The sequence below is a fragment of the Pseudomonas sp. 3-2 genome (assembly GCF_019710535.1).
Classification (GTDB): Bacteria; Pseudomonadota; Gammaproteobacteria; order Pseudomonadales; family Pseudomonadaceae; genus Aquipseudomonas; species Aquipseudomonas pharyngis.
In genome coordinates this window covers 5934633-5957380 of the sequence record NZ_CP081200.1, presented here as the reverse complement: position 1 = coordinate 5957380, position 22748 = coordinate 5934633, and the positions used below count along the sequence as shown (strand labels likewise).

General features: G+C 61.5%; 20 protein-coding genes. 10 read left to right on the top strand and 10 right to left on the bottom strand.

Features of this window, described 5'->3' with window-relative positions; all coding sequences use genetic code 11:
* Positions 1-142 precede the first annotated feature (142 nt).
* The 6 genes from tkt to fba all read left to right on the top strand — a co-directional run bounded on the left by tkt (position 143) and on the right by fba (position 6395).
* Complete coding sequence (gene tkt, locus K3819_RS27080; protein ID WP_039767973.1) at positions 143-2140, top strand: transketolase; 1998 nt, start codon at positions 143-145, stop codon at positions 2138-2140.
* Positions 2141-2331: 191 nt separating this feature from the next.
* Positions 2332-3384, top strand: a complete 1053-nt coding sequence (gene epd, locus K3819_RS27075; RefSeq protein ID WP_064600007.1) for an erythrose-4-phosphate dehydrogenase — start codon at positions 2332-2334, stop codon at positions 3382-3384.
* 12 nt (positions 3385-3396) lie between these two features.
* The gene (locus K3819_RS27070; RefSeq protein ID WP_221398250.1) at positions 3397-4560 is read left to right on the top strand and encodes a phosphoglycerate kinase; all 1164 of its coding nucleotides are present in this window, start codon (positions 3397-3399) and stop codon (positions 4558-4560) included.
* Between the two features lie 34 nt (positions 4561-4594).
* Positions 4595-4816: a hypothetical protein gene (locus K3819_RS27065; protein ID WP_007959706.1), complete on the top strand. Its 222-nt coding sequence runs from the start codon at positions 4595-4597 to the stop codon at positions 4814-4816.
* A gap of 56 nt (positions 4817-4872) precedes the next feature.
* Entirely contained in the window at positions 4873-5205 is a 333-nt protein-coding gene (locus K3819_RS27060; RefSeq protein WP_221398249.1) for an MliC family protein, read from the top strand.
* A 125-nt stretch (positions 5206-5330) separates the two neighbouring features.
* Positions 5331-6395 (top strand): class II fructose-bisphosphate aldolase, encoded by a 1065-nt coding sequence (gene fba, locus K3819_RS27055; RefSeq protein ID WP_007959708.1) that lies wholly within the window; start codon positions 5331-5333, stop codon positions 6393-6395.
* A gap of 99 nt (positions 6396-6494) precedes the next feature.
* On the opposite strand, the gene K3819_RS27050 is transcribed toward fba, so the two are convergent.
* From K3819_RS27050 to K3819_RS27040, 3 genes are all read right to left on the bottom strand, one after another.
* Entirely contained in the window at positions 6495-6746 is a 252-nt protein-coding gene (locus tag K3819_RS27050) for a helix-turn-helix domain-containing protein (protein ID WP_085611946.1), read from the bottom strand.
* 97 nt (positions 6747-6843) lie between these two features.
* Positions 6844-7203 carry a DUF6124 family protein gene (locus K3819_RS27045; RefSeq protein ID WP_221398248.1) on the bottom strand — a complete coding sequence of 120 codons (360 nt, stop codon included), beginning with the start codon at positions 7201-7203 and terminating at the stop codon, positions 6844-6846.
* 364 nt (positions 7204-7567) lie between these two features.
* Positions 7568-8236 carry a polysaccharide lyase family 7 protein gene (locus tag K3819_RS27040; RefSeq protein WP_011336318.1) on the bottom strand — a complete coding sequence of 223 codons (669 nt, stop codon included), beginning with the start codon at positions 8234-8236 and terminating at the stop codon, positions 7568-7570.
* A 351-nt stretch (positions 8237-8587) separates the two neighbouring features.
* Between K3819_RS27040 and K3819_RS27035 the strand changes: the two genes are divergently transcribed.
* Genes K3819_RS27035 through K3819_RS27025 form a run of 3 tightly spaced genes read left to right on the top strand, consistent with a single transcriptional unit; the run spans position 8588 to position 11565 of the window.
* Positions 8588-10711, top strand: a complete 2124-nt coding sequence (locus tag K3819_RS27035) for a bifunctional diguanylate cyclase/phosphodiesterase (protein WP_221398247.1) — start codon at positions 8588-8590, stop codon at positions 10709-10711.
* A 41-nt stretch (positions 10712-10752) separates the two neighbouring features.
* On the top strand, positions 10753-11244 hold the full coding sequence (locus K3819_RS27030) for a M48 family metallopeptidase (RefSeq protein WP_007959720.1): 492 nt from the start codon (positions 10753-10755) through the stop codon (positions 11242-11244).
* A gap of 24 nt (positions 11245-11268) precedes the next feature.
* A complete protein-coding gene (locus K3819_RS27025; protein WP_064380184.1) occupies positions 11269-11565 on the top strand; it encodes a helix-turn-helix domain-containing protein in 297 nt (98 codons plus the stop codon).
* A 42-nt stretch (positions 11566-11607) separates the two neighbouring features.
* Here the strand turns inward: K3819_RS27025 and K3819_RS27020 are convergent, their stop codons facing one another.
* Entirely contained in the window at positions 11608-12060 is a 453-nt protein-coding gene (locus tag K3819_RS27020; protein ID WP_221398246.1) for a GNAT family N-acetyltransferase, read from the bottom strand.
* Between the two features lie 256 nt (positions 12061-12316).
* Between K3819_RS27020 and K3819_RS27015 the strand changes: the two genes are divergently transcribed.
* A complete protein-coding gene (locus tag K3819_RS27015; protein ID WP_039767985.1) occupies positions 12317-13054 on the top strand; it encodes an ABC transporter substrate-binding protein in 738 nt (245 codons plus the stop codon).
* A gap of 6 nt (positions 13055-13060) precedes the next feature.
* Here K3819_RS27015 and yccS read toward each other — a convergent pair whose 3' ends face one another.
* From yccS to K3819_RS26985, 6 genes are all read right to left on the bottom strand, one after another.
* The gene (gene yccS, locus K3819_RS27010) at positions 13061-15244 is read right to left on the bottom strand and encodes a YccS family putative transporter (RefSeq protein WP_085611943.1); all 2184 of its coding nucleotides are present in this window, start codon (positions 15242-15244) and stop codon (positions 13061-13063) included.
* A gap of 162 nt (positions 15245-15406) precedes the next feature.
* Positions 15407-16585 (bottom strand): NAD(P)/FAD-dependent oxidoreductase, encoded by a 1179-nt coding sequence (locus tag K3819_RS27005; protein ID WP_085667407.1) that lies wholly within the window; start codon positions 16583-16585, stop codon positions 15407-15409.
* 151 nt (positions 16586-16736) lie between these two features.
* Positions 16737-18122: an ATP-dependent RNA helicase DbpA gene (dbpA, locus tag K3819_RS27000; RefSeq protein WP_007959732.1), complete on the bottom strand. Its 1386-nt coding sequence runs from the start codon at positions 18120-18122 to the stop codon at positions 16737-16739.
* A 121-nt stretch (positions 18123-18243) separates the two neighbouring features.
* Positions 18244-19671, bottom strand: a complete 1428-nt coding sequence (gene mdtD / locus K3819_RS26995; protein ID WP_039767988.1) for a multidrug transporter subunit MdtD — start codon at positions 19669-19671, stop codon at positions 18244-18246.
* 186 nt (positions 19672-19857) lie between these two features.
* Complete coding sequence (locus K3819_RS26990) at positions 19858-21195, bottom strand: TldD/PmbA family protein (RefSeq protein WP_221398245.1); 1338 nt, start codon at positions 21193-21195, stop codon at positions 19858-19860.
* Positions 21195-22637 carry a TldD/PmbA family protein gene (locus K3819_RS26985; RefSeq protein ID WP_221398244.1) on the bottom strand — a complete coding sequence of 481 codons (1443 nt, stop codon included), beginning with the start codon at positions 22635-22637 and terminating at the stop codon, positions 21195-21197. Before K3819_RS26985 ends, K3819_RS26990 begins: the two co-directional genes overlap by 1 nt.
* Positions 22638-22748: the final 111 nt, after the last annotated feature.

The window sequence follows — 22748 nt, the reverse complement described above, 5'->3', positions numbered from 1 at the left end:
AAAGGTTTCACCAACCGAAACCGATGTTATCCATTGGAAAAACGTCTCCGGATGACTATCTGTCATTGCCCCGAGGCGCTCGGGTGAGGGAAAATGCCCTCCTTTTTTCCGTTTCAATCTATTCACACCCAGGAGATCAGCGATGCCTAGCCGTCGTGAGCGTGCCAACGCCATTCGTGCCCTCAGCATGGATGCCGTGCAAAAAGCCAACAGCGGCCATCCCGGTGCCCCTATGGGTATGGCAGATATCGCCGAAGTGCTTTGGCGCGACTACCTCAAGCACAACCCGAGCAATCCATCGTTCGCCGACCGTGACCGCTTCGTGCTGTCCAACGGCCACGGCTCGATGTTGATCTACTCGCTGCTGCACCTGACCGGCTACGACCTGTCGATCGACGACCTGAAGCAATTCCGTCAATTGCACAGCCGTACGCCGGGCCACCCGGAATTCGGTTACACCCCGGGCGTTGAAACCACCACCGGCCCGCTGGGTCAGGGTCTGGCCAACGCCGTGGGCTTCGCCCTGGCAGAAAAAGTACTGGGCGCGCAGTTCAACCGTCCAGGCCACAACATCGTCGACCACCACACCTACGTGTTCCTGGGTGATGGCTGCATGATGGAAGGCATTTCCCACGAAGTCGCTTCCCTGGCCGGCACTCTGGGCCTGGGCAAGCTGATTGCCTTCTACGATGACAACGGCATCTCCATCGATGGCGAAGTCGAAGGCTGGTTCACCGACGACACGCCGAAGCGTTTCGAATCGTACAACTGGCAAGTGATCCGCAACGTCGACGGTCACGACCCGGAAGAGATCAAGACCGCCATCGAGACCGCTCGCAAGAGCCCGCTGCCGACCCTGATCTGCTGCAAGACCACCATCGGTTTCGGTTCGCCGAACAAGCAAGGCAAGGAAGATTGCCACGGCGCCCCGCTGGGTGACGCGGAAATCGCCCTGACCCGTCAGGCGCTGAACTGGAACCACGGCCCGTTCGAAATCCCGGCCGACATCTATGCCGAGTGGGATGCCAAGGAAAAAGGCCGCGCCGCCGAAGCCGAGTGGGACCAGCGTTTCGCTGCCTACTCCGCCGCGTTCCCGACCGAAGCCAACGAACTGATCCGTCGCCTGAGCGGCGAGCTGCCGGCCGACTTCTCCGAGAAGGCTGACGCCTACATCGCCGACGTTGCGGCCAAAGGCGAAACCATCGCCAGCCGTAAGGCCAGCCAGAACGCCCTGAACGCGTTCGGCCCGCTGCTGCCGGAAGTGCTGGGCGGTTCGGCTGACCTGGCCGGTTCCAACCTGACCCTGTGGAAAGGCTGCAAAGGCGTCAGCGCCGAAGACGCCAGCGGCAACTACATGTACTACGGCGTGCGCGAATTCGGCATGACCGCGATCATGAACGGCGTTGCCCTGCACGGCGGTCTGGTGCCTTACGGCGCGACCTTCCTGATGTTCATGGAATACGCCCGCAACGCAGTGCGCATGTCCGCCCTGATGAAGCAGCGCGTGATCCACGTCTACACCCACGACTCCATCGGTCTGGGCGAAGACGGCCCGACGCACCAGCCGATCGAGCAACTGACCAGCCTGCGCAGCACGCCGAACCTCGACACCTGGCGTCCAGCCGATGCCGTTGAATCGGCCGTGGCCTGGAAAAACGCTCTGGAACGCAAGGACGGCCCGTCGGCGCTGATCTTCTCGCGTCAGAACCTGCAGCATCAGACCCGTGATGCCGGCCAGATCGCCGACATCCGCCGTGGTGGTTACGTGCTCAAGGACTGCGCTGGCGAGCCTGAGCTGATCCTGATCGCCACCGGTTCGGAAGTTGGCCTGGCGGTTCAGGCCTACGACAAACTCACCGAGCAGGGCCGCAAAGTGCGCGTGGTTTCCATGCCATGCACCAGCGCGTTCGACGCTCAGGACGCCAGCTACAAGCAATCGGTCCTGCCGTTGCAGGTCAGCGCGCGTATCGCGATCGAAGCGGCCCACGCCGACTTCTGGTTCAAGTACGTGGGTCTGGAAGGTCGCGTGATCGGCATGACCACCTACGGCGAATCAGCTCCGGCTTCGGCACTGTTCGAAGAGTTCGGCTTCACCCTGGAAAACATCCTGGGTCAGGCTGAAGAGCTGCTGGAAGACTGATCCAGAAAAGGTGTCGCCTGAACTGGCGTATTCGCGAGCAAGTCGAATCGTCGCACCGCCGCTCCCACAGTGTTTTAGGTTGATCACACATTTTGTGTACACCAAAGAACCTGTGGGAGCGGGCTTGCCCGCGAAAGCGGTGGTTCAGGCAACATTGCACTGCCTGATTTACCACGGTAATCGAGAACCCCATGCCTCAACCGCGTCCCTACAAAGTTGCACTCAACGGCTACGGCCGGATTGGTCGTTGCGTCTTGCGTGCGTTGTTCGAGCGAGGCCCGGCGGCAGGGTTTGAAATTGTCGCGATCAACGATCTGGCCGACATGGCCAGCATCGAATACCTGACACGCTTCGACTCCACCCACGGCCGGTTCCCCGGCGAAGTGAAGGTCGACGGCGATTGTCTGCATATTAATGGCGACTGCGTGAAGGTCCTGCGCAGTGCCACCCCCGAAGGCATCGATTGGGCGTCGCTGGGCGTCGATCTGGTGCTCGAATGCTCCGGCGCCTGGCACACCCGTGCAGACGGCCAGCGTTTCCTCGACGCTGGCGCGCCGCGTGTGCTGTTCTCGCAGCCGATGGCCAGCGAGGCGGATGTCGACGCCACCATCGTCTACGGCGTCAATCAGGATTGCCTGACCGGCGACGAACTGCTGGTGTCCAACGCCTCCTGCACCACCAACTGCGGCGTGCCGCTGTTGCGTCTGCTGGATCAGGCGGTCGGCCTGGATTACGTGTCGATCACCACGATTCACTCGGCGATGAACGATCAGCCGGTGATCGACGCCTATCACCACGAAGACCTGCGCCGCACCCGTTCGGCGTTCCAGTCGGTGATCCCGGTGTCCACCGGTCTGGCGCGTGGTATCGAGCGCCTGCTGCCGGAACTTGCCGGGCGAATTCAGGCCAAAGCCGTACGCGTGCCGACGGTCAACGTGTCCTGCCTCGACATCACGATGCAGACCGCGAGCGACACCGACGCCGGCGAGGTCAACCGGATCCTGCGCGACGCCGCCACCAGCGGCCCGCTCAAAGGTCTGCTGGCCTACACCGAATTGCCTCACGCCAGTTGTGATTTCAACCATGACCCACATTCGGCCATCGTCGATGCCAGTCAGACCCGCGTTTCCGGCCCTCGGCTGGTGAACATCCTGGCCTGGTTCGACAACGAATGGGGTTTTGCCAACCGAATGCTGGATGTTGCAGAACACTATCTGCAAACAGCGACTTCAAAAAAACCGTAGGAAGTGCGACCCATGACCGTGTTGAAGATGTCCGACCTCGATCTGCAAGGTAAGCGCGTATTGATCCGCGAAGACCTCAACGTCCCAGTCAAGGACGGTGTTGTCACCAGCGATGCGCGTATCCTGGCTTCGCTGCCGACCATCAAGCTGGCCCTGGAAAAAGGCGCGGCCGTGATGGTCTGCTCGCACCTGGGTCGTCCGACCGAAGGCGAATTCTCCGCCGAGAACAGCCTCAAGCCTGTCGCTGACTACCTGAGCAAGGCCCTGGGCCGCGAAGTGCCGCTGGTGGCCGACTACCTGGGCGGCGTTGACGTCAAGGCCGGCGACATCGTGCTGTTCGAAAACGTGCGCTTCAACAAGGGCGAGAAAAAGAACGCCGACGAACTGGCCCAGCAATACGCCGCCCTGTGCGACGTGTTCGTGATGGACGCTTTCGGCACCGCTCACCGCGCCGAAGGTTCGACCCACGGCGTCGCCAAGTTCGCCAAAGTCGCCGCTGCCGGCCCGCTGCTCGCCGCTGAGCTGGACGCACTGAGCAAAGCCCTGGGCGCCCCGGCCAAGCCAATGGCGGCCATCGTTGCCGGCTCCAAGGTGTCGACCAAACTCGACGTGCTGAACAGCCTGAGCCAAATCTGCGATCAACTGATCGTCGGCGGCGGTATCGCCAACACCTTCCTCGCGGCGGCCGGTCACCCGGTCGGCAAGTCGCTGTACGAGCCGGACCTGCTGGACACTGCGCGCGCCATCGCCGCCAAGGTCAGCGTGCCGCTGCCGGTCGACGTGGTGGTTGCCAAGGAATTCGCTGAAAGCGCCGAAGCGACCGTCAAGCTGATCGCTGACGTGGCTGCCGACGACATGATCCTCGACATCGGCCCGCAAACCGCGGCCAACTTCGCCGAACTGCTGAAGTCGTCGAAAACCATCCTGTGGAACGGCCCGGTCGGCGTGTTCGAATTCGACCAGTTCGGCAACGGCACCAAAGTGCTCGCCGAAGCCATCGCCGAAAGCGCGGCGTTCTCGATTGCCGGCGGTGGCGACACCCTGGCGGCCATCGATAAATATGGCGTGGCTGAAAAGATCTCCTACATTTCCACCGGCGGTGGCGCGTTCCTCGAATTCGTCGAAGGCAAGGTACTGCCGGCCGTTGAAGTCCTGGAAAGCCGGGCCAAGGCCTGAGGCCGCCCGATTGGCCAGGCAAAGGAGTGTTCAGATGGTCAAGTCGTTAGCGCTGTTGCTGCTGACCGGTACGCTGGCGGCCTGCGGGAGCAACCCGAAGGCCGAGCCGACACCGGCACCGGGCGAGGCCCAGAAAGGCTGCTACCAGGCCGACTGGCAGGCCGAAACCAACCCGGTGCTGAACAAGCGCTCGGGCCCGGACGGTCTGGACAAATACGAGACGCAAACCCCGGCCAAGGAACATGGTTGTCCTTGACCGGTCTGACTCTTTACTCAAGTCCGGCGGCGTGCGCTGTCGGTCGAGGAACACGGATGAAAGGCTTGATCGCCGTTGCGGCACTGGGATTGTTGGGTGGTTGCGCGCAGTGGAACCCGTTCCAGTCGTCCGCCCCTGTGGATAACTGGACCACCTGGACCTGCGACAGCCAGGCCAAGGTGCTGTGGCGCTTCACCGATGCCGCCCGCAAGGAAGTCGATGTGCGTCTGGGCGGCGGTGATCAGGTCTATCACCTGAAAGAAGAGCCGGGCGCCTCGGGCGCGCTGTACAGCGACGACATGCTGGCGTTTCACATCAAAGGTAATGAAGGCCTGGTCTACTGGGTCGCCACCAATGATTTGATCGGTCGGGGCTGCAAAGCCGAATAAAACAGAATTTGCTTTATCGAATCACCAGGCCGGGCCTCAACCCCCGATCTGCAATCACTTGAATAGCCGCCGCCGCTCCGGCAGGCTGGCACGATTAACGACCCAAACCGGGAGAGACACACACAATGGCACTTATCAGCATGCGCCAGATGCTGGACCACGCAGCCGAGTTCGGCTACGGCGTTCCAGCCTTCAACGTCAACAACCTTGAGCAGATGCGCGCCATCATGGAAGCCGCTGACAAGACTGACTCCCCGGTGATCGTCCAGGCTTCGGCCGGTGCCCGCAAATACGCCGGCGCCCCGTTCCTGCGTCACCTGATCCTGGCGGCAATCGAAGAATTCCCGCACATCCCGGTGTGCATGCACCAGGACCACGGCACCAGCCCTGACGTCTGCCAGCGCTCGATCCAGCTGGGCTTCAGCTCGGTCATGATGGACGGTTCCCTCGGCGAAGACGGCAAGACCCCGACCGACTACGAATACAACGTCCGCGTGACCCAACAAACCGTCGCCATGGCTCACGCCTGCGGCGTTTCGGTTGAAGGCGAGCTGGGCTGCCTGGGTTCGCTGGAAACCGGCATGGCCGGTGAAGAGGACGGCATCGGCGCCGAAGGCGTTCTGGATCACAGCCAGATGCTGACCGACCCGGAAGAAGCCGCTGACTTCGTCAAGAAGACCCAGGTTGATGCCCTGGCCATCGCCATCGGCACCAGCCACGGCGCCTACAAGTTCACCAAGCCACCTACCGGTGACGTGCTGGCCATCGACCGCATCAAGGAAATCCACAAACGCATCCCCAACACTCACCTGGTGATGCACGGTTCCTCGTCGGTTCCGCAAGAGTGGCTGGCGATCATCAACCAGTACGGCGGCGACATCAAAGAAACCTACGGTGTACCGGTTGAAGAAATCGTCGAAGGCATCAAGCACGGCGTGCGCAAGGTCAACATCGACACCGACCTGCGTCTGGCATCCACCGGCGCCATGCGTCGCCTGATGGCCACCAACCCGAGCGAGTTCGACCCACGTAAATTCTTCGGCGAAACCGTGAAGGCGATGCGCGATGTATGTATCGCTCGTTACGAAGCTTTCGGCACTGCCGGCAACGCTTCGAAGATCAAGCCGATCTCGCTGGAAAGCATGTATCAGCGTTACCTGAAGGGTGAGTTGAACGCAAAGGTCAATTGAGACTGGGTGTTTAGCTGATTTGAAAGAAACCCGCCGTGAGGCGGGTTTTTTGTGGGTGGTGATTTTTGCGTGGATTAAGAACTATCCAAAAATCGGAGATCATTTGAATACCTCCGCGAGCTCTTCAAGAGTCGGCATAACCGCTGGAATGACAACAAGCTCACTATCCAGAGCCGCCAGGGTGCGTGCGTAGGTGATCATGCTGACAGATGGAGCGCCTTTCTCCACTGCGATGATTTTGTATCGTGTCAGCCCTGCGAGCTCGGCAAGTTGTACTTGCGTCAGGCCACGAGCTATACGTTTTTCGCGTAGTTGATTACCTAGACGGCTGATCAATAAGACGTAGTCCATGTTCCGCTATCGCAACATTTGAAGGCTCATGTTGTGTAAACACAACATTTCATTTCGAGAAACCCGCCGTGAAGCGGGTTTTTTTAGATAGAGCGGATTATTTCGGCTCAACGTGATCCAGCGCCTGATTCACCGCCAGTTCTCCAAGCATTACCAACTGCGCAATGCCAATCGCGGTTTTGCGGTCGGCGGGGGTGAGGGAGGCGGCGAAGTTGTTGAGCATTTCGCTGGCGGAGCCGAGGGTTTCGCTGGCGTTGGCCAGGAGGGATTCGGTGTTGTAGGCGGGGTTGGCGAAGTACATGCGGTCCGGTTCGTTGACCGTGGCCATGATGCGGGCGCCGGGGCAGAGGTAGTGGTCGAGGGCGCGTTCGGCGGCTTCGTTGAGTTTTTTGGGGTCGATGGAGTCGTAGGGGGAGGCCGGGTCTGTGACCGGCGGATGAGGCGTAGATTTAGTCATTTGCTCGAAACCTGATTGGAGTGCCCCCGCTCTGGCTACTAATCAAAGTGGAGGCAACTGTACGCAGGTTAGTAGACCGGGGTTTCGAGCAAGCCGGCGCACCCGAAGGTGCCCTGCGCACAGTCGCCATCAGGTGCAGGAATCGAAATTCCTGACTGATAGATGCTTGTGCACAAGCTCGAAGCCACGGGCTACTAAACCCGATCACTGCGAATCAGTGACCCGAATCAAGTTACCGATGGCCCTCCAGGCGCACAAGCCGGCGGATTCTGGCGTACCGGTAGGCCGTGACGCAAGCCGTTGTAGGCTTCGGGACGTTACGCGCACTGCCTTTAAACAGAAGCCTTAAACGGTCGCGCGGCTGCTATTTATCGTGATCGATATCCAGCTTGCTGAACGTCACCTGCCCACCCTCGCTGGTGTAACCGGTGTTGTCCTGCACATACACCCCCGCCTTGAAATACAGCGGTTTGTTGCGCCACGTCGCGCTGATCTGCGAATCCCACTGATACCCGGCCGCACTCACGCCCAGTGCACCGCCGGGGCTCAGGTGAATGAGGTAGTTGAACTCGCGATTGAGTTTGATCCCGGTGGCGAGGGTGATAACGCGGCTTTCGTCCTGATCCGGATGGGTGCGCAGTTTGATCACCAGGTTGCCGGTCTCGGTTTTTTCTTTGTATTGGTACTCAAGCTTGAGCATCGGCTTCTGGCTTTCGTAGGCGTGGATCTGGCCGATGACGATCTTGCCGGAACTGGGCACCTTGTTGACCGAAAGGGTCGCGCGCAGCAGGTTGTCGGCGTCGGGGTAATACCAGTTGCGCAGGGTGCCGTTGCTGTAGGTTTCGCGCAGTTCGGTGCGCGGGTAGATGGCGTTTTCGGTTTTCGAGCCGGTCACCGGGGACCAGAAGAACAGGGTGCCGGTGTCGGAATGGAAGTACTGATCCTTGAAGCCGTTCACCAGTTTGGAGGTTTCGACGGTGTAGGGCGGGCTGCCAACGGGAACGCTGAGGTTCCAGGTTGCGAGGTCGATCATGTCGGTTCTTCCACTCTATTTCTCTTGCACGCGCGTGCCAGAAGCTCTAGCCCGCGCCTCTTGGGGGCGGCCTTTATAAGCGTAGAGGGATTTTTTGTTAATGGCCGTCCGGCAGATGATTGGCGTCAACATCCTGTCGAAATGCCACCTTTCCCGGTTTTCGGGGGCTTCAGCGGTGACCGTTAGTCGGCTGCCTGCTGGTTTGTTTAAATGATGGCTGGATGACAGCTATTGCTTTTACAGATCCCGGACTAGAGTGAAGACTCGGTGACTGTACGGTTTTCACGAGAAGCCGCCCGGAACACTGACCCGAGATGCCCCGACACGAGTTGTCCCGACAAGAGAAGCAGCATGGAATGCGCGCAACCCCAGCCAGGTGAAGGCAGCTCAGTCCTTTTGATCGTCGATGATTACCCTGAAAACCTGATCAGCATGCGCGCGTTGCTGCAGCGCCAGGACTGGCAGGTATTGACCGCCGCTTCCGGTTACGAAGCGCTCAACCTGTTGCTCGAACACGACATCGACCTGGTGCTGCTGGATGTGCAGATGCCGGGGATGGACGGTTTCGAAGTCGCGCGGCTGATGCGCGGCAGTCAGCGCACGCGCCTGACCCCGATCATTTTCCTTACCGCCAACGAGCAGTCCCAGGACGCCGTGATCAAGGGTTACGCCAGCGGTGCGGTGGATTACCTGTTCAAACCCTTCGATCCGCAGATTCTCAAGCCGAAAGTCCAGGCGCTGCTGGAACACCAGCGCAATCGTCGGGCGTTGCAGCGTTTGAGTCAGGATCTGGAATCGGCGCGGGCCTTCAATGCCTCGGTGCTGGATAACGCCGCCGAAGGCATTCTGGTGTTGGGTGAGGATGGCTTGATCCGCTTCGCCAACCCGGCGATTTCCCGGCTGCTCAATGCGCCGGTGAAGGAGCTGGAAGGGCAGGAGTTTCTCGATTACCTGCAGAAACCGCATATTCCGCTGTGGGCCGATTCCGAGTTTTACGCCGGTTACAAACGTGGCGAGACGCTGCGTCTACACGATGCGTCGCTGCGCACCGCACCGGGGCAGCAGGTGCCGGTGGCCTTGTCCTGTGCGCCGCTGCCGAGTGAACAGCACGCGATGGTGGTGACGGTGCTGGACATGTCGGTGGTGCGTCATTTGCATCAGCAGCTGGAATTTCAAGCTGTGACCGACCCGCTGACCGGGCTGCTCAATCGACGGGGTTTTTACCAGACTGTGGAAAACCTGCTGTTGCGCGGCGAGCGCACGGACAGCAGTTGGGTGTTGATGTACCTCGATCTCGACGGCTTCAAAAGGGTCAACGATTCCCTCGGCCATGATGCCGGGGACCGGGTGTTGCGCTGGGTCTCCGAACAATTGAAAGCCTGCCTGCGGCCGTTCGACATTCTGGCGCGGATGGGCGGTGACGAGTTCACCGCGCTGCTGGATCTGGAATTCCCCGAGCAAGCGGCGAAGATCGCCGAGAAGCTCATCGAGCGGGTGTCGATCTGTCAGCAGATTGAAGGGCTGGATATTGCGCTGGGTGCGAGTATCGGCATCGCCACTTATCCGGATTGCGGCAACAACCTCGACGGTTTGCTGCGCGCCTCGGACATCGCCATGTACGAGGCCAAGCGTGCCGGGCGTCAGCAATATCGCTTCTACGATCATGAAATGAACGGCCGCGCGCGGTCGCGGCTGATGCTGGAAGAAAGCGTGCGTAATGCCATCGAGAACCGCGATTTCAATCTGGTGTATCAGCCGCAGGTGGCCATTGGCGATGGTCGCGTTCGTGGTTTCGAGGCGTTGCTGCGCTGGCAGCACCCGAGCGTCGGCGACGTACCGCCGGGGTTGTTTTTGCCGTTGCTGGAAGAGGCGACGTTGATCAGCCGCCTCGGCAGCTGGATCTATCACCGCAGCGCCGGGCAGCGTAAGGCGTGGGAGGCCGCGTTCTCCAAGGATCTGGTGATCGGCGTGAGCCTGAGCAACACTCAGTTCGGCCTGCCGAATCTGGTGACTGAATTGCGCCAGGTGCTGGAGCGCCATGGTTTGCAGCCGCACCAGATGGAAGTGGAAGTCACCGAAGAGGCGCTGACGATCAACCCGGACGAGACCCGCAAGCAGCTGAAGCTGCTGCGCAATCTCGGGGTGCGGGTGGCGCTGGATGATTTCGGTTCTGGCGCCTGCTCGCTGGCGCATCTGCGTGATCTGGAGCTGGATACCCTCAAACTCGATCGCCACCTGATCGCCCGATTGCCGGACTCGTCCCGCGACGCTTCACTGGTGCGCACGGTCATCGACTTATGCAAGGAATACGGCTTGCTGGTGATTGCCGAAGGCGTGGAAACCGTCGAGCAATACCAGTGGCTGCAAGCCCATGGTTGTCAGTACGTGCAAGGCTTTCTGGTGGCGCGGCCGTTGGTCGCCGAGGACACCGCACGCTTTACCGAGCCGTTCGACTGGAGCGCGTTGGCCGGTTGAATTCGCTACACTGGCGGCCTTTTCATGACCCGTGCCGCCCCATGACTGCGTTGAAATACCTCCAGGCCTATCCCGCGAATTTGCAGGATCAGGTGCGCCAATTGATCGCCGACAACCGCCTCGGTGATTACCTGAGCCAACGCTACCCGGGCCGCCACGATGTGCAGAGCGACAAGGCGTTGTACGGCTACGCGCTGGACTTGAAGCAGGAATACCTGCGCAACGCCCCGGCCATTGACAAGGTGCTGTTCGACAACCGCCTCGACCTGACCCATCGCGCCCTCGGCCTGCACACCACGGTGTCGCGGGTGCAGGGCGGCAAGCTCAAGGCCAAGAAAGAGATTCGCATCGCCTCGCTGTTCAAGGACGCCGCGCCGGAGTTTTTGAAGATGATCGTCGTGCACGAGCTGGCGCACTTCAAGGAGTCGGATCACAACAAGGCGTTCTATAAGTTATGTGAGCACATGCTGCCGGGCTACCACCAGGTCGAGTTCGACCTGCGGGTGTACCTGACGTGGCGGGACATGCAATAAGACATCAAACAACGGAGCGCATGCATGGACGTGAGCAAGACAAAGAGCAGTTTCTACCGGCGCTTGTACGTGGCGTACCTGATCGACAGCGGCCTGGCCAGCAGCGTGCCGGCGTTGACCGAGGTCACCGGCATGCCCCGGCGTACGGCGCAGGACACGATTGCGGCGCTGGCGGATCTGGATATCGTCTGTGAGTTCGAACAGGAAGAGGGCGCGCGCAATCATGCGGGGCGCTATCGGATTCGCGACTGGGGGGCGATTGATCGGGGGTGGATCGAGCGGAATTTGCGGCAGATCAAGGCTGTTCTCGAGTATCCCTGACCTTTGCAGCCCCTTCGCGGGCAAGCCCGCGAAGGGGGAATCTCAGGAGCGCCGCATCCCGATGTGCGGAATGTCATCCTCCAGATATTCCTCACCCGCCACCAAAAACCCGTACCGCCCGTAATACCCCTGCAAATGCGCCTGCGCCGACAGATAGATCGGCACTTCAGGCCAACGCTTCTGCGCCTGTTTCAGCGCCTGCTCCATCATTTCATGCCCCAACCCTTTGCCACGCCCGGCCGGCGCGGTCAGCACGCGGCCGATCACCACGTCGCCACCCTGGGATTCCGGGTCCAGCAGGCGCAGGTACGCCACCAGTTGATCATCGTCCCAGCCCATCAAATGGCAGGTGTCACCGTCCAGATCCTGACCGTCCGGATCCAGGTACGCGCAGCGCTGTTCGACCACGAACACTTCCGAGCGCAATTTCAAGATGGCGTACAGCTGCTCCAGTCCCAGATCGCTGTGATGTTTGCAGACCCACTCGATTGTCATCTTCCGATTCCTTGAACAACGTCGCCCGATACTAAGCGTCCCGCCGAAATATGTCTGTATGGCTGAGAAATCTGTGACAAAGGCCAAAATGCCATCATTCCAATATCGCGGCTCGCCGTACTTTGTGTAATCTGCTGGGAAGCACTGTGCAATGGCTTCAATGAGCTAAGGTTAGGGCCTGGGATTCGCCGGTAAGGGGCCTTGGGGTTTTGACTGAAAACACGCCGGGCGGCCCGCCCGCTAAGGATTTTCAAGCATGCCGCGATTGCATCGAGCCTTTGCTTTGATCGGATTGCTGTTGCTGGGTCAAAGCGCGGCAGCGGAGAAATTGCGTCTGGTGTTCGACGTCTGGCCGCCCTTTACCGATGACACGCTGGTCAACGGTGGGCTGGCGACCGACATCGTCAGCACGGCCCTGGCCCGTGCCGGTTATGCCAGCGGTTATGAGCAGGTGCCGTGGGCGCGGGCGTTGCTGGGTGTTGGCGAAGGGCGTTACGACGTGCTGGTCAACGCCTGGTACAACGACGAGCGCACGAAGATCGGGCAGTTTTCCGCCGAGTACCTGCTCAATCGCGTGCGCTTCCTCAAGCGCAAAGACGCGCCCATCGAATACAACAACCTGCAGGAACTGCACACCTATCCGGTTGCGGTAGTGCGCGGCTATGCCTATTCGGCGCCGTTCGATGCCGACACCGCGTTGCAGAAAGTCCCTGTGCATAACTTCGCCATGGCCGTGCGCATGCTCGCGGCGGACCGGGTCAAGCTGACCCTGGAAGACGAATACGTGGCCCGCTATTACCTGGCCCGGGAATCACAGAAGGTACGTAACGCGGTGGAGTTTCTGCCCAAGCCGCTGAGCGAGAACAGCCTGCATATTCTGGTCAGCCTGAAGAACCCGCAGCACGAACAGATCGTGGCCGGGTTCGACAAGGCGATTGCATCGATGAAGGCCGATGGCAGCTATGACAAGTTGCTCAGGCAGCACGGGATGTGAGGCGGCTCAATCTTCGGCTGTGTCCTTGATCAGATGCGCCGCCAGCGTGCGCAACGGGCCGAGCTGGCGGCAGATCAGCGCCAGTTGCGTCTGCACCAGTCGCTGGCCTTCGTCGATTTCGTCCGGCATCTGCTCCAGCTCATTGGCCAGCGCTTCTTCCTCATCGCTTTGAATGGCAATCGGCTGTTTGCTCGCCAGACCCTGGGCGATCTCATCGATGCTCGACGCCAGACTCACCCCGGCGCCGTCGATCAGGTGTTCGCGCACTTCCGCCGGCAGTTGGGTTTCCCGGTGCGCGCCGAGGCCTGACAGATAGCTGAGCAAGGTGTGCGACAGCACCAGGAAGCGGAAGCCGACATCGGCTTCCTTCCGGAAATGCCCCGGCTCCATCAGCATGTTCGCCAGGGTTGTTGATAGTGCGGCGTCGGCGTTGTGCGCGTTGCGCCGGGCCAGGCGATAGGCGAGGTCGTCGCTCTTGCCGGCGGCGTATTGCTGCATGATCTGGCGCAGGTAGATGCTGTTGCAGGTGAGGGTGTTGGCCAGCACTTTGTTCAGGCGCCGACCTTGCCAGTCCGGCAGGAACAGGAATACCGCAAGCCCCGCAATCAGGCTGCCGAGCAAGGTATCGAACAGTCTCGGCACGAACAGCCCGTAGCCGTCACCGACCTGGTTGAAGCAGAACAGCACCATGATCGTGATCGCGGCGGTGGCCACGGTGTAGCGGGTGGTGCGGTTGGTAAAGAACACCACGCCGGCGGCGATGGCGAAGCACGACTGCACCAGCGGGCTTGGGAACAGATCGAACAGCGCCCAGGCAATCGTCAGGCCGATCGCCGTGCCGAAAATCCGCTGGCCGAGTTTGCGCCGGGTGGCGCCGTAGTTCGGCTGGCAGACGAACAGCGTGGTGAGGATGATCCAGTAACCCTGCGACGGGTGTATCAGGTGCACCATGCCGTAGCCGATGCTCAACGCCAGCGGCAAGCGCAGGGCATGGCGGAACAGCAGCGAGGTCGGCGTCAGCTGCGTGCGCAGACGAATCCACACGTCCTTGAAGTTGCGCGGCGAGCGGTCAAGCAGACTGCTGTCGGTGGCATCTGCCAGGGCATCGGGGTTGCTGGCGTCGCTGAGCAAACGGTCGAGGGTGCCGAGGTTGGCCGCCAGTGCGCGCAACGAACGGAGCAGTCCGCGCCAGGCCGGGTTGCTCTGGATGCGCAGGTGTTCGAGGGAGGCGTGCAGGTCGCTCAGGGCTTCGGCGAAACTCGCGTCGTAGGTGAACGGTTGGCGCATCTGGATCGATTCCGCCAGCGCCCGGCAGGCCTTGCCTTGCTGGCGCAGCAGGCGCTGGCAGCGGAACAAGACATCGCTGTGGAAAAACGCATCAGCCAGGGCGTTGTACGGGTAGTGCGAAGAACTGGCGCGTTCGTGAATGTCCTGAGCGAGGAAGTACAGCTTCAGGTAACGGCTGACTTTCGAGCCCGGACGACCGTTGCCGACCCGGTGCAGGATGATTTCCTTGGCGCTGTTCAGGGCTGCGACGACCCGGCCGTTTTGCTGGGCCAGCTCCAGTCGCCGTGCTTCGACGTCCATCTGACGGATCGGCTCGAACAGCGAGGATTTCAGCTTCAGGTAATAGCCGAGTTCGCGGAACAGCCGCGCCAGACTCTGCTGCACCGGCTGATTGGAAAACATCGCCTGCCACAGCACCGACAACAGGCCGTACCACGCGGCGCCGGCCACCAGCAGCATCGGCTCATGCCAGAAATCCGTGACCGCGCCGCCGCGCTGGTCGACGCCGATCATGGTGTAGACGGAAAGAATCAGGGTCGCCGAAGCAATCGCCCCGTAACGTTCGCCGAGTGCGCCGAGCATGGTCAGGCTGAAACTGGCCAGTGCCAACGCAATCACGAACACGATGGGGTAGGGGAACAGCAATTCAACGGACAGCGCCGCGACGCTGAAACACACCAGCGTCACCGCCAGTGCGTTGAGACGGCCCTGCCAACTGTCGTCGGTCTCGGCCAGGGCGCTGGCGATGATCCCGAGGAACAACGGGATCAGCAGCCCCATTTCATCCTGATACCAGCAAAGCGCCATGCTGCCGGTCAGGGCGATGAACACCCGCACGCTGTAGCTGAATTTATCCAGCGCCCACAGGCGCCGCAAAGACTGACGAAACGAGGTCGAGGACATGAAGTGCGAAGGCCTTCCGAGGCGATGCCGCTAAATTGAGCCAGTAATGACGCCGACGCAATGGCGCCGATCACATCTGACAGCAAAAAGTGTTCCTTTCATGCACCACACACCACTGTGGGAGCGGGCTTGCTCCCACAGGGTTTTGTGTATGGCTTTGGGTCAGACGTACTGCGCGGCAGCGTAGCCAGAGGCCCACGCCCACTGGAAGTTGAACCCGCCCAGATGCCCGGTGACGTCCAGCACTTCGCCGACGAAGTAGAGGCCCGGGCTTTTCAGCGATTCCATGGTTTTGGACGACACTTCGCGGGTGTCGACGCCACCGAGGGTGACTTCGGCGGTGCGGTAGCCTTCGGTGCCGGCCGGCACGACTTTCCAGCTGCCGAGCTTCTCGGCGATGTCCGCCAGTTCGGCGTGGGTGTACTGCTTCATCGGTTTGGAGACGAACCAGTTGTCCGCCAGCAGGTTGGCCATCTTCTTGGTGAAGATTTCACCGAGCAACGTTTTCAGTTCGCTGTTCGGGCGCTCGGCGGTCTGCTGTTGCAGCCAGCTTGCGGCGTCATGATCGGGCAGCAGGTTGATTTCGACCGTGTCGCCCGGTTCCCAGAACGAGGAAATCTGCAGAATCGCCGGGCCGCTGAGGCCGCGGTGAGTGAACAGGATGTTCTCGCGAAAACTCTGGTCGTTGCAGCTGACCAGACAATCCACCGAGGTGCCGGACAGTTCGGTGCACAAATCCTTGAGCTGATCGGTGATGGTGAACGGCACCAGACCGGCGCGGGTCGGCAGCAGTTCATGGCCGAACTGTTTGGCGACCTGATATCCGAAACCGGTCGCGCCCAATGTCGGGATCGACAGGCCGCCGGTGGCGATTACCAGCGACTGGCACTGGATCTGGCCGAGAGTCGTGTCGAGCAGGTAACCGCCCTCGATTTTCTCTATGGTCTGGATCGAGGTGTCGAGGTGCAGGTTGACGCCGACCTGATCGCACTCGTCCAGCAGCATGCCGAGGATGTCGCTGGATTTGTTATCGCAGAACAGTTGGCCGAGTTTCTTCTCGTGATACGGCACGCCGTGCTTGGCGACCATGCCGATGAAATCCCACTGGGTGTAGCGGGCCAGCGCGGATTTGCAGAAATGCGCATTCTGCGAGAGGAAATTGCTCGGCTCGGTGTACATGTTGGTGAAGTTGCAGCGTCCACCGCCGGACATCAGGATTTTCTTGCCGGCCTTGTTCGCGTGGTCGAGCAGCAACACCTGACGCCCGCGCCCCGCGGCGGTCAGTGCACACATCAACCCTGCGGCGCCAGCGCCAATGATCACGACTTCGGTAGAGCGCAAAACGGTGTCCTCACGTTGTTCACCACAAAACAAACTGTGGGAGCGGGCTTGCTCGCGAAGGCGGTGTGTCGGTTGACACATAGGTCGCCTGAGTGACCGCTTTCGCGAGCAAGCCCGCTCCCACAAGGATCTACTTTGGATGGTAGATCGTTTACAAGACCCGAACGCGCAGCGAACGGCCCTTGATCTTGCCGTTGTTCAAGCGCTGCAGCGCCTGCATGACCACGGTGCGTTCAACGGCTACATAGGACTGGAAGTCGAAGATCGCGATCTTGCCGACCTGGGCGCCCGGAATCCCGGCCTCACCGGTCAGTGCGCCAAGAATGTCGCCCGGACGTACCTTGTCTTTCCGGCCGCCAGCGATGCACAGCGTGCTCATCGGCGGTTGCAGCGGGGCACCGCCCTGGGACTTGAGGTTATCCACCTGATCCCAGTTCAGCGGGGTTTTCTGCAGTTGTTCGATGGCTTGCGCGCGGTGCGCTTCGGACGGCGCCACCAGGCTGACCGCGATGCCTTTCTCGCCGGCACGACCGGTACGGCCGACGCGGTGAATGTGGATTTCCGAGTCGCGGGCCAGTTCGACGTTGATCACCATGTCCAGCGCATCGATGTCCAGACCACGGGCGGCAACGTCAGTGGCGACCAGTACCGAAGTACTGCGGTTGGCGAACATCGCCAGTACTTGATCGCGGTCGCGCTGTTCCAGGTCGCCGTGCAGGCCGACGGCGGAAATGCCTTTGGAGGTCAGGTGATCGACGGTTTCCTGCACTTGCTGCTTGGTGAAGCAGAACGCCACGGTGGAGGCCGGACGGAAGTGGTGCAGGACCTTGGTCACCGCGCTCATGCGTTCTTCCGGGGAAATCTCGTAGAAGCGCTGTTCGATCTGGGTGTCGTCGTGGAACGCCTCGGCTTTCACCGTTTGCGGATCACGCATGAACTTCGACGCCAGCTGCTTGATGCCCACCGGGTAGGTCGCCGAGAACAGCAGGGTCTGACGGCGGGCCGGGGTCTGTTCGATGATGTCTTCGATGGCGTCGTAGAAACCCATGTCGAGCATGCGGTCGGCTTCGTCGAGGATCAGCGTGTTGAGGCCGTCGAGGACCAGCGAACCCTTGCGCAGATGTTGCTGGATGCGGCCCGGGGTGCCGACGATGATGTGCGCGCCGTGCTCCAGCGAGCCGATCTGCGGGCCGAAGGACACGCCGCCGCACAGGGTCAGGACCTTGATGTTGTCTTCGGCACGGGCCAGACGACGGATTTCCTTGGCGACCTGGTCGGCCAGCTCACGGGTCGGGCAAATCACCAGCGCCTGGCAACCGAAGTAGCGCGGATTGATCGGGTTCAGCAGGCCGATGCCGAACGCGGCGGTCTTGCCGCTGCCGGTCTTGGCCTGGGCGATCAGGTCCATCCCCTTGAGGATCACCGGCAAGCTCTGCGCCTGGATCGGCGTCATCTGGGCATAACCGAGGGAGTCGAGGTTAGCCAGCATGGCGGCGGACAGCGGCAAAGTATTAAAAGCGGTGGCGATGGTGGTCACGGGACTGGCCTGCAAAACAAAATGTCGCGCAGTGTAGCAGCCTCTGGCCACTTTCCTCGAAAGTTCTGGACGAACGCAAAGCCTGTGACGAGGGCCGGTTCCCTCGCCACGCAGACCCCGGTCAATGCTCGATGTGTTCCTCCCGGCGCTTGGCGCGCCGTCCGTCCTCTTTCGAGAGCTGCGAGAAAATGGTCGCCGCCAGCATCGCCATGATCCCGACGGTCACGAACGTGAGCTGGAAAGCGCCCAACACGGTCTCGACGCCATCGTTGCCGATCTCCGCCGTAAAGCCGCCGAGCAGCGCACCGGCACACGCCACGCCAAGGCTCAGCGACAACTGCGCCACCACCGACAGCAAACTGTTGCCGCTGCTGGCGCTGGCGTCGTCGAGGTCGATCAGGGTCACGGTGTTCATCGCGGTGAATTGCAGCGAGTTGATCGCCCCGAGAACCGCCAGCAGGCACAGCAGCAGCCAGTACGGCGTCTGCTCGCTGACCAGCCCCATGCTCGCCAGCATGATCCCCAGAAACAGGGTGTTGCCGGTCAGCACGATGCGATAGCCCAGGCGCTCGATCAGCGGCCGCGCGCCCCATTTGGCGACCATCGCCGCAGCCGCCAGCGGCAGCATGCTCATCCCGGCCTGGGACGGCGAATAACCCAGCGCCACTTGCAGCAGCAACGGCACCAGAAACGGCAGGGCGCCGCTGCCCAGGCGGGCGAACAGGTTGCCGAGGATGCCGACCGCGAAGGTGCGGGTCTTGAACAGCGACGGCGCGAACAGCGGGTTTTCAATGTGCCCGGCGCGCAGCCAGTACGCCGCCAGACAGGCCATGCCGCCGAACAGCAACAGCATCACTCGCAGGTGCGGCAGGTGCAGTTCGCCGAGGCCTTCCATGGCGATGGTGATCAGCACCATCGCCGCGCCGAACAGCAGGAACCCCAGGCTATCGAAACGCGTGCGCTCGGTGCCGCGCAGGTCGGGGATGAACTTCCACACCGCATAGCAACCGATGACGCCGACCGGCAGGTTGATCAGGAAGATCCAGTGCCACGTCAGGTATTCCACCATCCAGCCGCCCATGGTCGGGCCGATCAGCGGGCCGAGCAGGCCGGGAATGGTGATGAAGCCCATGATCCGCACCAGTTCCGAGCGCGGGTAGGCGCGCAGCACCACCAAACGTCCGACCGGCAGCATCAGGGCACCGCCGAGGCCCTGGATCACGCGCGCGCCGATCAGCATGCTCAGGCTGCTCGACAAGGCGCAGAGCAGCGAGCCCAGGCTGAACAGCAGGATTGCGCCGAAGAAGATCTTCTTGGTGCCGAAGCGGTCGGCGATCCAGCCCGAGGCCGGGATCAGCAGGGCCACGGTGAGCATGTAGGCGATGATCACGCCCTGCATGCGCAGCGGGTCTTCGGCCAGGTCCCGGGCCATGGCCGGCAAGGCGGTGTTGAGGATAGTCCCGTCGAGGGACTGCATGAAGAAAGCGATGGCGACGACCCATGGCAACCAGCGGGCGGTGATGGCGTCGAGAGGCGGGCGGTTGGGCATGGAACCTCTTGTGGTTGGGGTTAATGCATATCCATGGTCGAGCACGGTCAATGTGGGAGCGGGCTTGCTCGCGAAAGCGGTAAATCAGTCGACATCAATGTTGAATGAAGTGGCCTCTTCGTCGGATCGCCGCCCGGAGCAAGCCCGCTCCCACAGTAGATCTGCGGTGTTCCGCCGATCCGGGGGTTACAGGGTCAGGGTCAAACGGCTCACCAGCGCCCCGGGCAACAACGCCGACGAGGTACTGCGCTGGCTATAGGTGCTCGCCGACAGCAGCAACTCACGCTCGGCGGTCAACGCTTCCAGCTGCGAACCCAGCAGGCTGTAGGCGCTGTCGTCGAAACGCATGGTGCTGACCGGCGCCTGAATCTCGCCGTTTTCCACCCAGAACGTGGCAAATCGGGTCATGCCGGTCAGGCGCGCCGCCGGTTGATCCGAGAAGTTCAGGTACCAAAGGTTGCTGATATACAACCCGGTACCCAACTGCTTGAGGATCTCGGCCTGGGACAAGTCGCCGGCGGCCATGTTCAGCGCGCTGGGCGATTCACCGCCGCCGGCGCCGTTGGCGGTCAGGCCGTATTCGGCGGCGCTGCGCGAACCGACCAGTTGCTCGCCGGCCTGACCTTCGATGATCAGCCGCAGATCGCTGCGCGGGTAACCTTCGCCGGAAAACGCCGGGCTTAGCGAACCACTGACTTTTTCGTCGAGGGACACCAGCGGGCTGAACGCCTGATCGCCGGCATACAGCCTCTGCAACGGGCTGCTCTTGCTGGCAATCGACTGCGCCGAGAAACCGCCCCAGCACAACATGCCCATGATTTCTTCCAGCGCCGCCGGCGCCAGATAGGCGCGGTACTGGCCGGGCGGCAAGGTGCGCAGCGGGCGACCGAGAAATTCGAGTTGCTCGCGGGCCTGCTGGAAGCGGTGGGCGAAGTCTTCGCTGTTCCAGTCATGTCCGGCGTAGCTGGCCTTCACCGCTTCGCCGTTCTCGTGGAACAGGCTGAAGTCGAAGTTGAAGCTGTTGGCCTGATGCCAGCCGTACGCCCCGGAAGAACTGGCAAAACCACGGCTGATCGGGCCGGCGGCATAGAAGCCGACCAGATCCAGACCTTCGGCCGCCTGGGCGATTTGCGCCACGACCTGCTCGGTGTCCGGCAGCGGATGCTCCTGCACATTCTGGCTCTGCCAGCCGTTGTGGTTGAGCAGCAGGTACGGGTCCTGCGGCAGCAGCGGCAGGGTTTCACGCAGCTGTTGCAGGCCTTCGGCAAGGCGTTGCAGGTCGGCTTCCTGATCGCCGGACAAGGTGATCTGCAGATCGGCATGGCGACCGTCGTCGATCAGTTTCAGACCGATACCGGCTTGCTGAACTTGCCCGGCCTGACGCACCTTGGCGTGGTTGAAACGGACGAAGGCCGACGATTCGGCGTCGTAACTCAGGGTGAACTGTTCCGGCTCGCGCACGGCATCGCGCAGCCAGTTGACCAGCAGCTTGAACGCCTCGGACTGGCTCTTGGAAATACTCATCAGGCGTCTCCCCCAAACACATCAACATTGCTGAACACGCAGGCCGGTGAAGCGTGGCCGACGCGGATCACCTGGTTCGGTTCGCCCTTGCCGCAGTTCGGCGTGCCCAGCACCTGGGTGGTGGCGGCGTTGCCGACGGCGCGCAGACTCTTCCAGAAGTGCGCGGAAATACCCCGGTAGTTCGGGTTTTTCACCACGCCCTTGAGTTCGCCGTTTTCAATCAACTGGCCCCATTCGCAGCCGAACTGGAATTTGTTGCGCGCATCATCGATCGACCATGAGCGGTTGGTGCTCATCAGAATGCCGTTTTCGATACCGCCGATCAGTTGCTCCAGCGACTGGTCGCCCGGCTCGATGTTGAGGTTGGCCATGCGGTCGATCGGCGGTCGGTTCCAACTGCAGGCGCGGCTGTTGGCGACGCCGTCGAGACCTGCGCGAAATTGCGACAAGGCACCGCCCAATGGCCGGACCAGCAGGCCTTCGCGAATCAGGAATTGTTTGCTGGCTTTGGAGCCGTCGTCATCGTGACCGTAACTCGCCAGTTCTTCGGGAATGTCCGGATCGAACGTCACATTGAGCAGTTTCGAGCCGTATTGCAGGCTGCCGAAATCCGAGGCTTTGACGAAGCTGGTGCCGGCGTAATTGCGCTCGTCGCCGAGAATCCGGTCGAGCTCCAGCGGGTGGCCGATGGATTCGTGGATCTGCAGCATCATCTGGTCGGGCATCAGCAGCAGGTCGCGCGGGCCTTGCGGGGTGTTCGGCGCGAGCAGCAATTGCAGGGCCTGATCGGCGACTTGCGGGCCGGCACCGATCAGGCCGCAACGGTTGATTACGTCGGCGCCGCCCTGCTGGCCGAAGTTCTCGCGGCCGAGGCTGCGGGTCTGGCTGTCGTTGCCGTCGTAGGCGGTGACGTCCAGGCTCGGGTAGACGAAGCGTTGGGCCTGGCGCAATTCGGCGCCGGCGCTGCTCAGGTAGATCTGTTCGACGTGGGTGATGCCGATGCTCACTTGCCAATTCACCAGGCGCTCATCCCTTGGCACCGAGGCGGATTCCGCGCCGAGCAGCTCGAAGCATTCGCTCAGGGACGGGAAGGGTTGTTCGAGATTGGGTGAAAAGTAATCGGCGCGGTCGCTGGAAACCGGCTGCTGGCTCAGGTCGAGCAGGGCATGGGGCTTGAGCCGCCGGGCCTGTAGCTCGGCACGCTCGAGAGCGGCTTGCAGGCCCTGCTGCGACAGGTCATTGGTCGCTGCGTAGGCCTCGACGCCATTGACCCGGACAGTCAGCATCGCGCCTTCGTCGCGGCTCAGGCTCGGCGGTTCGGCGACGTTCTTGCGCACCGACAGGTACTGCCCGGATTCGCGCACATACCGCAGGGAAAAAAATTCGGCGCCCGTGCGCAAGGCAGCGAAGCGCTGCTTGAGCTGGGGGTGGAAATCGAACATCAGGGGAACCTCCTTGTTATGGGAGCAGCGGTGACGCGAATTCGGCGGGGAGGGGGTGAAACGATTGGGCGAGGACTAGAGTAGGCCTGCGAGGGGGTAGGATCAAGTGAA

Coding starts and splice junctions, on each gene's coding strand:
- K3819_RS27040 (WP_011336318.1), bottom strand. CDS start 8,236: ATGATCGACCTCGCAACCTGGAACCTCAGCGTTCCCGTTGGCAGCCCG.
- K3819_RS27030 (WP_007959720.1), top strand. CDS start 10,753: ATGACTGCGTTGAAATACCTCCAGGCCTATCCCGCGAATTTGCAGGAT.
- K3819_RS27065 (WP_007959706.1), top strand. CDS start 4,595: ATGGTCAAGTCGTTAGCGCTGTTGCTGCTGACCGGTACGCTGGCGGCC.
- tkt (WP_039767973.1), top strand. CDS start 143: ATGCCTAGCCGTCGTGAGCGTGCCAACGCCATTCGTGCCCTCAGCATG.
- K3819_RS27050 (WP_085611946.1), bottom strand. CDS start 6,746: ATGGACTACGTCTTATTGATCAGCCGTCTAGGTAATCAACTACGCGAA.
- yccS (WP_085611943.1), bottom strand. CDS start 15,244: ATGTCCTCGACCTCGTTTCGTCAGTCTTTGCGGCGCCTGTGGGCGCTG.
- fba (WP_007959708.1), top strand. CDS start 5,331: ATGGCACTTATCAGCATGCGCCAGATGCTGGACCACGCAGCCGAGTTC.
- epd (WP_064600007.1), top strand. CDS start 2,332: ATGCCTCAACCGCGTCCCTACAAAGTTGCACTCAACGGCTACGGCCGG.
- K3819_RS27035 (WP_221398247.1), top strand. CDS start 8,588: ATGGAATGCGCGCAACCCCAGCCAGGTGAAGGCAGCTCAGTCCTTTTG.
- K3819_RS27070 (WP_221398250.1), top strand. CDS start 3,397: ATGACCGTGTTGAAGATGTCCGACCTCGATCTGCAAGGTAAGCGCGTA.
- K3819_RS27045 (WP_221398248.1), bottom strand. CDS start 7,203: ATGACTAAATCTACGCCTCATCCGCCGGTCACAGACCCGGCCTCCCCC.
- mdtD (WP_039767988.1), bottom strand. CDS start 19,671: ATGCCCAACCGCCCGCCTCTCGACGCCATCACCGCCCGCTGGTTGCCA.
- K3819_RS27015 (WP_039767985.1), top strand. CDS start 12,317: ATGCCGCGATTGCATCGAGCCTTTGCTTTGATCGGATTGCTGTTGCTG.
- K3819_RS27025 (WP_064380184.1), top strand. CDS start 11,269: ATGGACGTGAGCAAGACAAAGAGCAGTTTCTACCGGCGCTTGTACGTG.
- K3819_RS26990 (WP_221398245.1), bottom strand. CDS start 21,195: ATGAGTATTTCCAAGAGCCAGTCCGAGGCGTTCAAGCTGCTGGTCAAC.
- K3819_RS27020 (WP_221398246.1), bottom strand. CDS start 12,060: ATGACAATCGAGTGGGTCTGCAAACATCACAGCGATCTGGGACTGGAG.
- K3819_RS27060 (WP_221398249.1), top strand. CDS start 4,873: ATGAAAGGCTTGATCGCCGTTGCGGCACTGGGATTGTTGGGTGGTTGC.
- K3819_RS26985 (WP_221398244.1), bottom strand. CDS start 22,637: ATGTTCGATTTCCACCCCCAGCTCAAGCAGCGCTTCGCTGCCTTGCGC.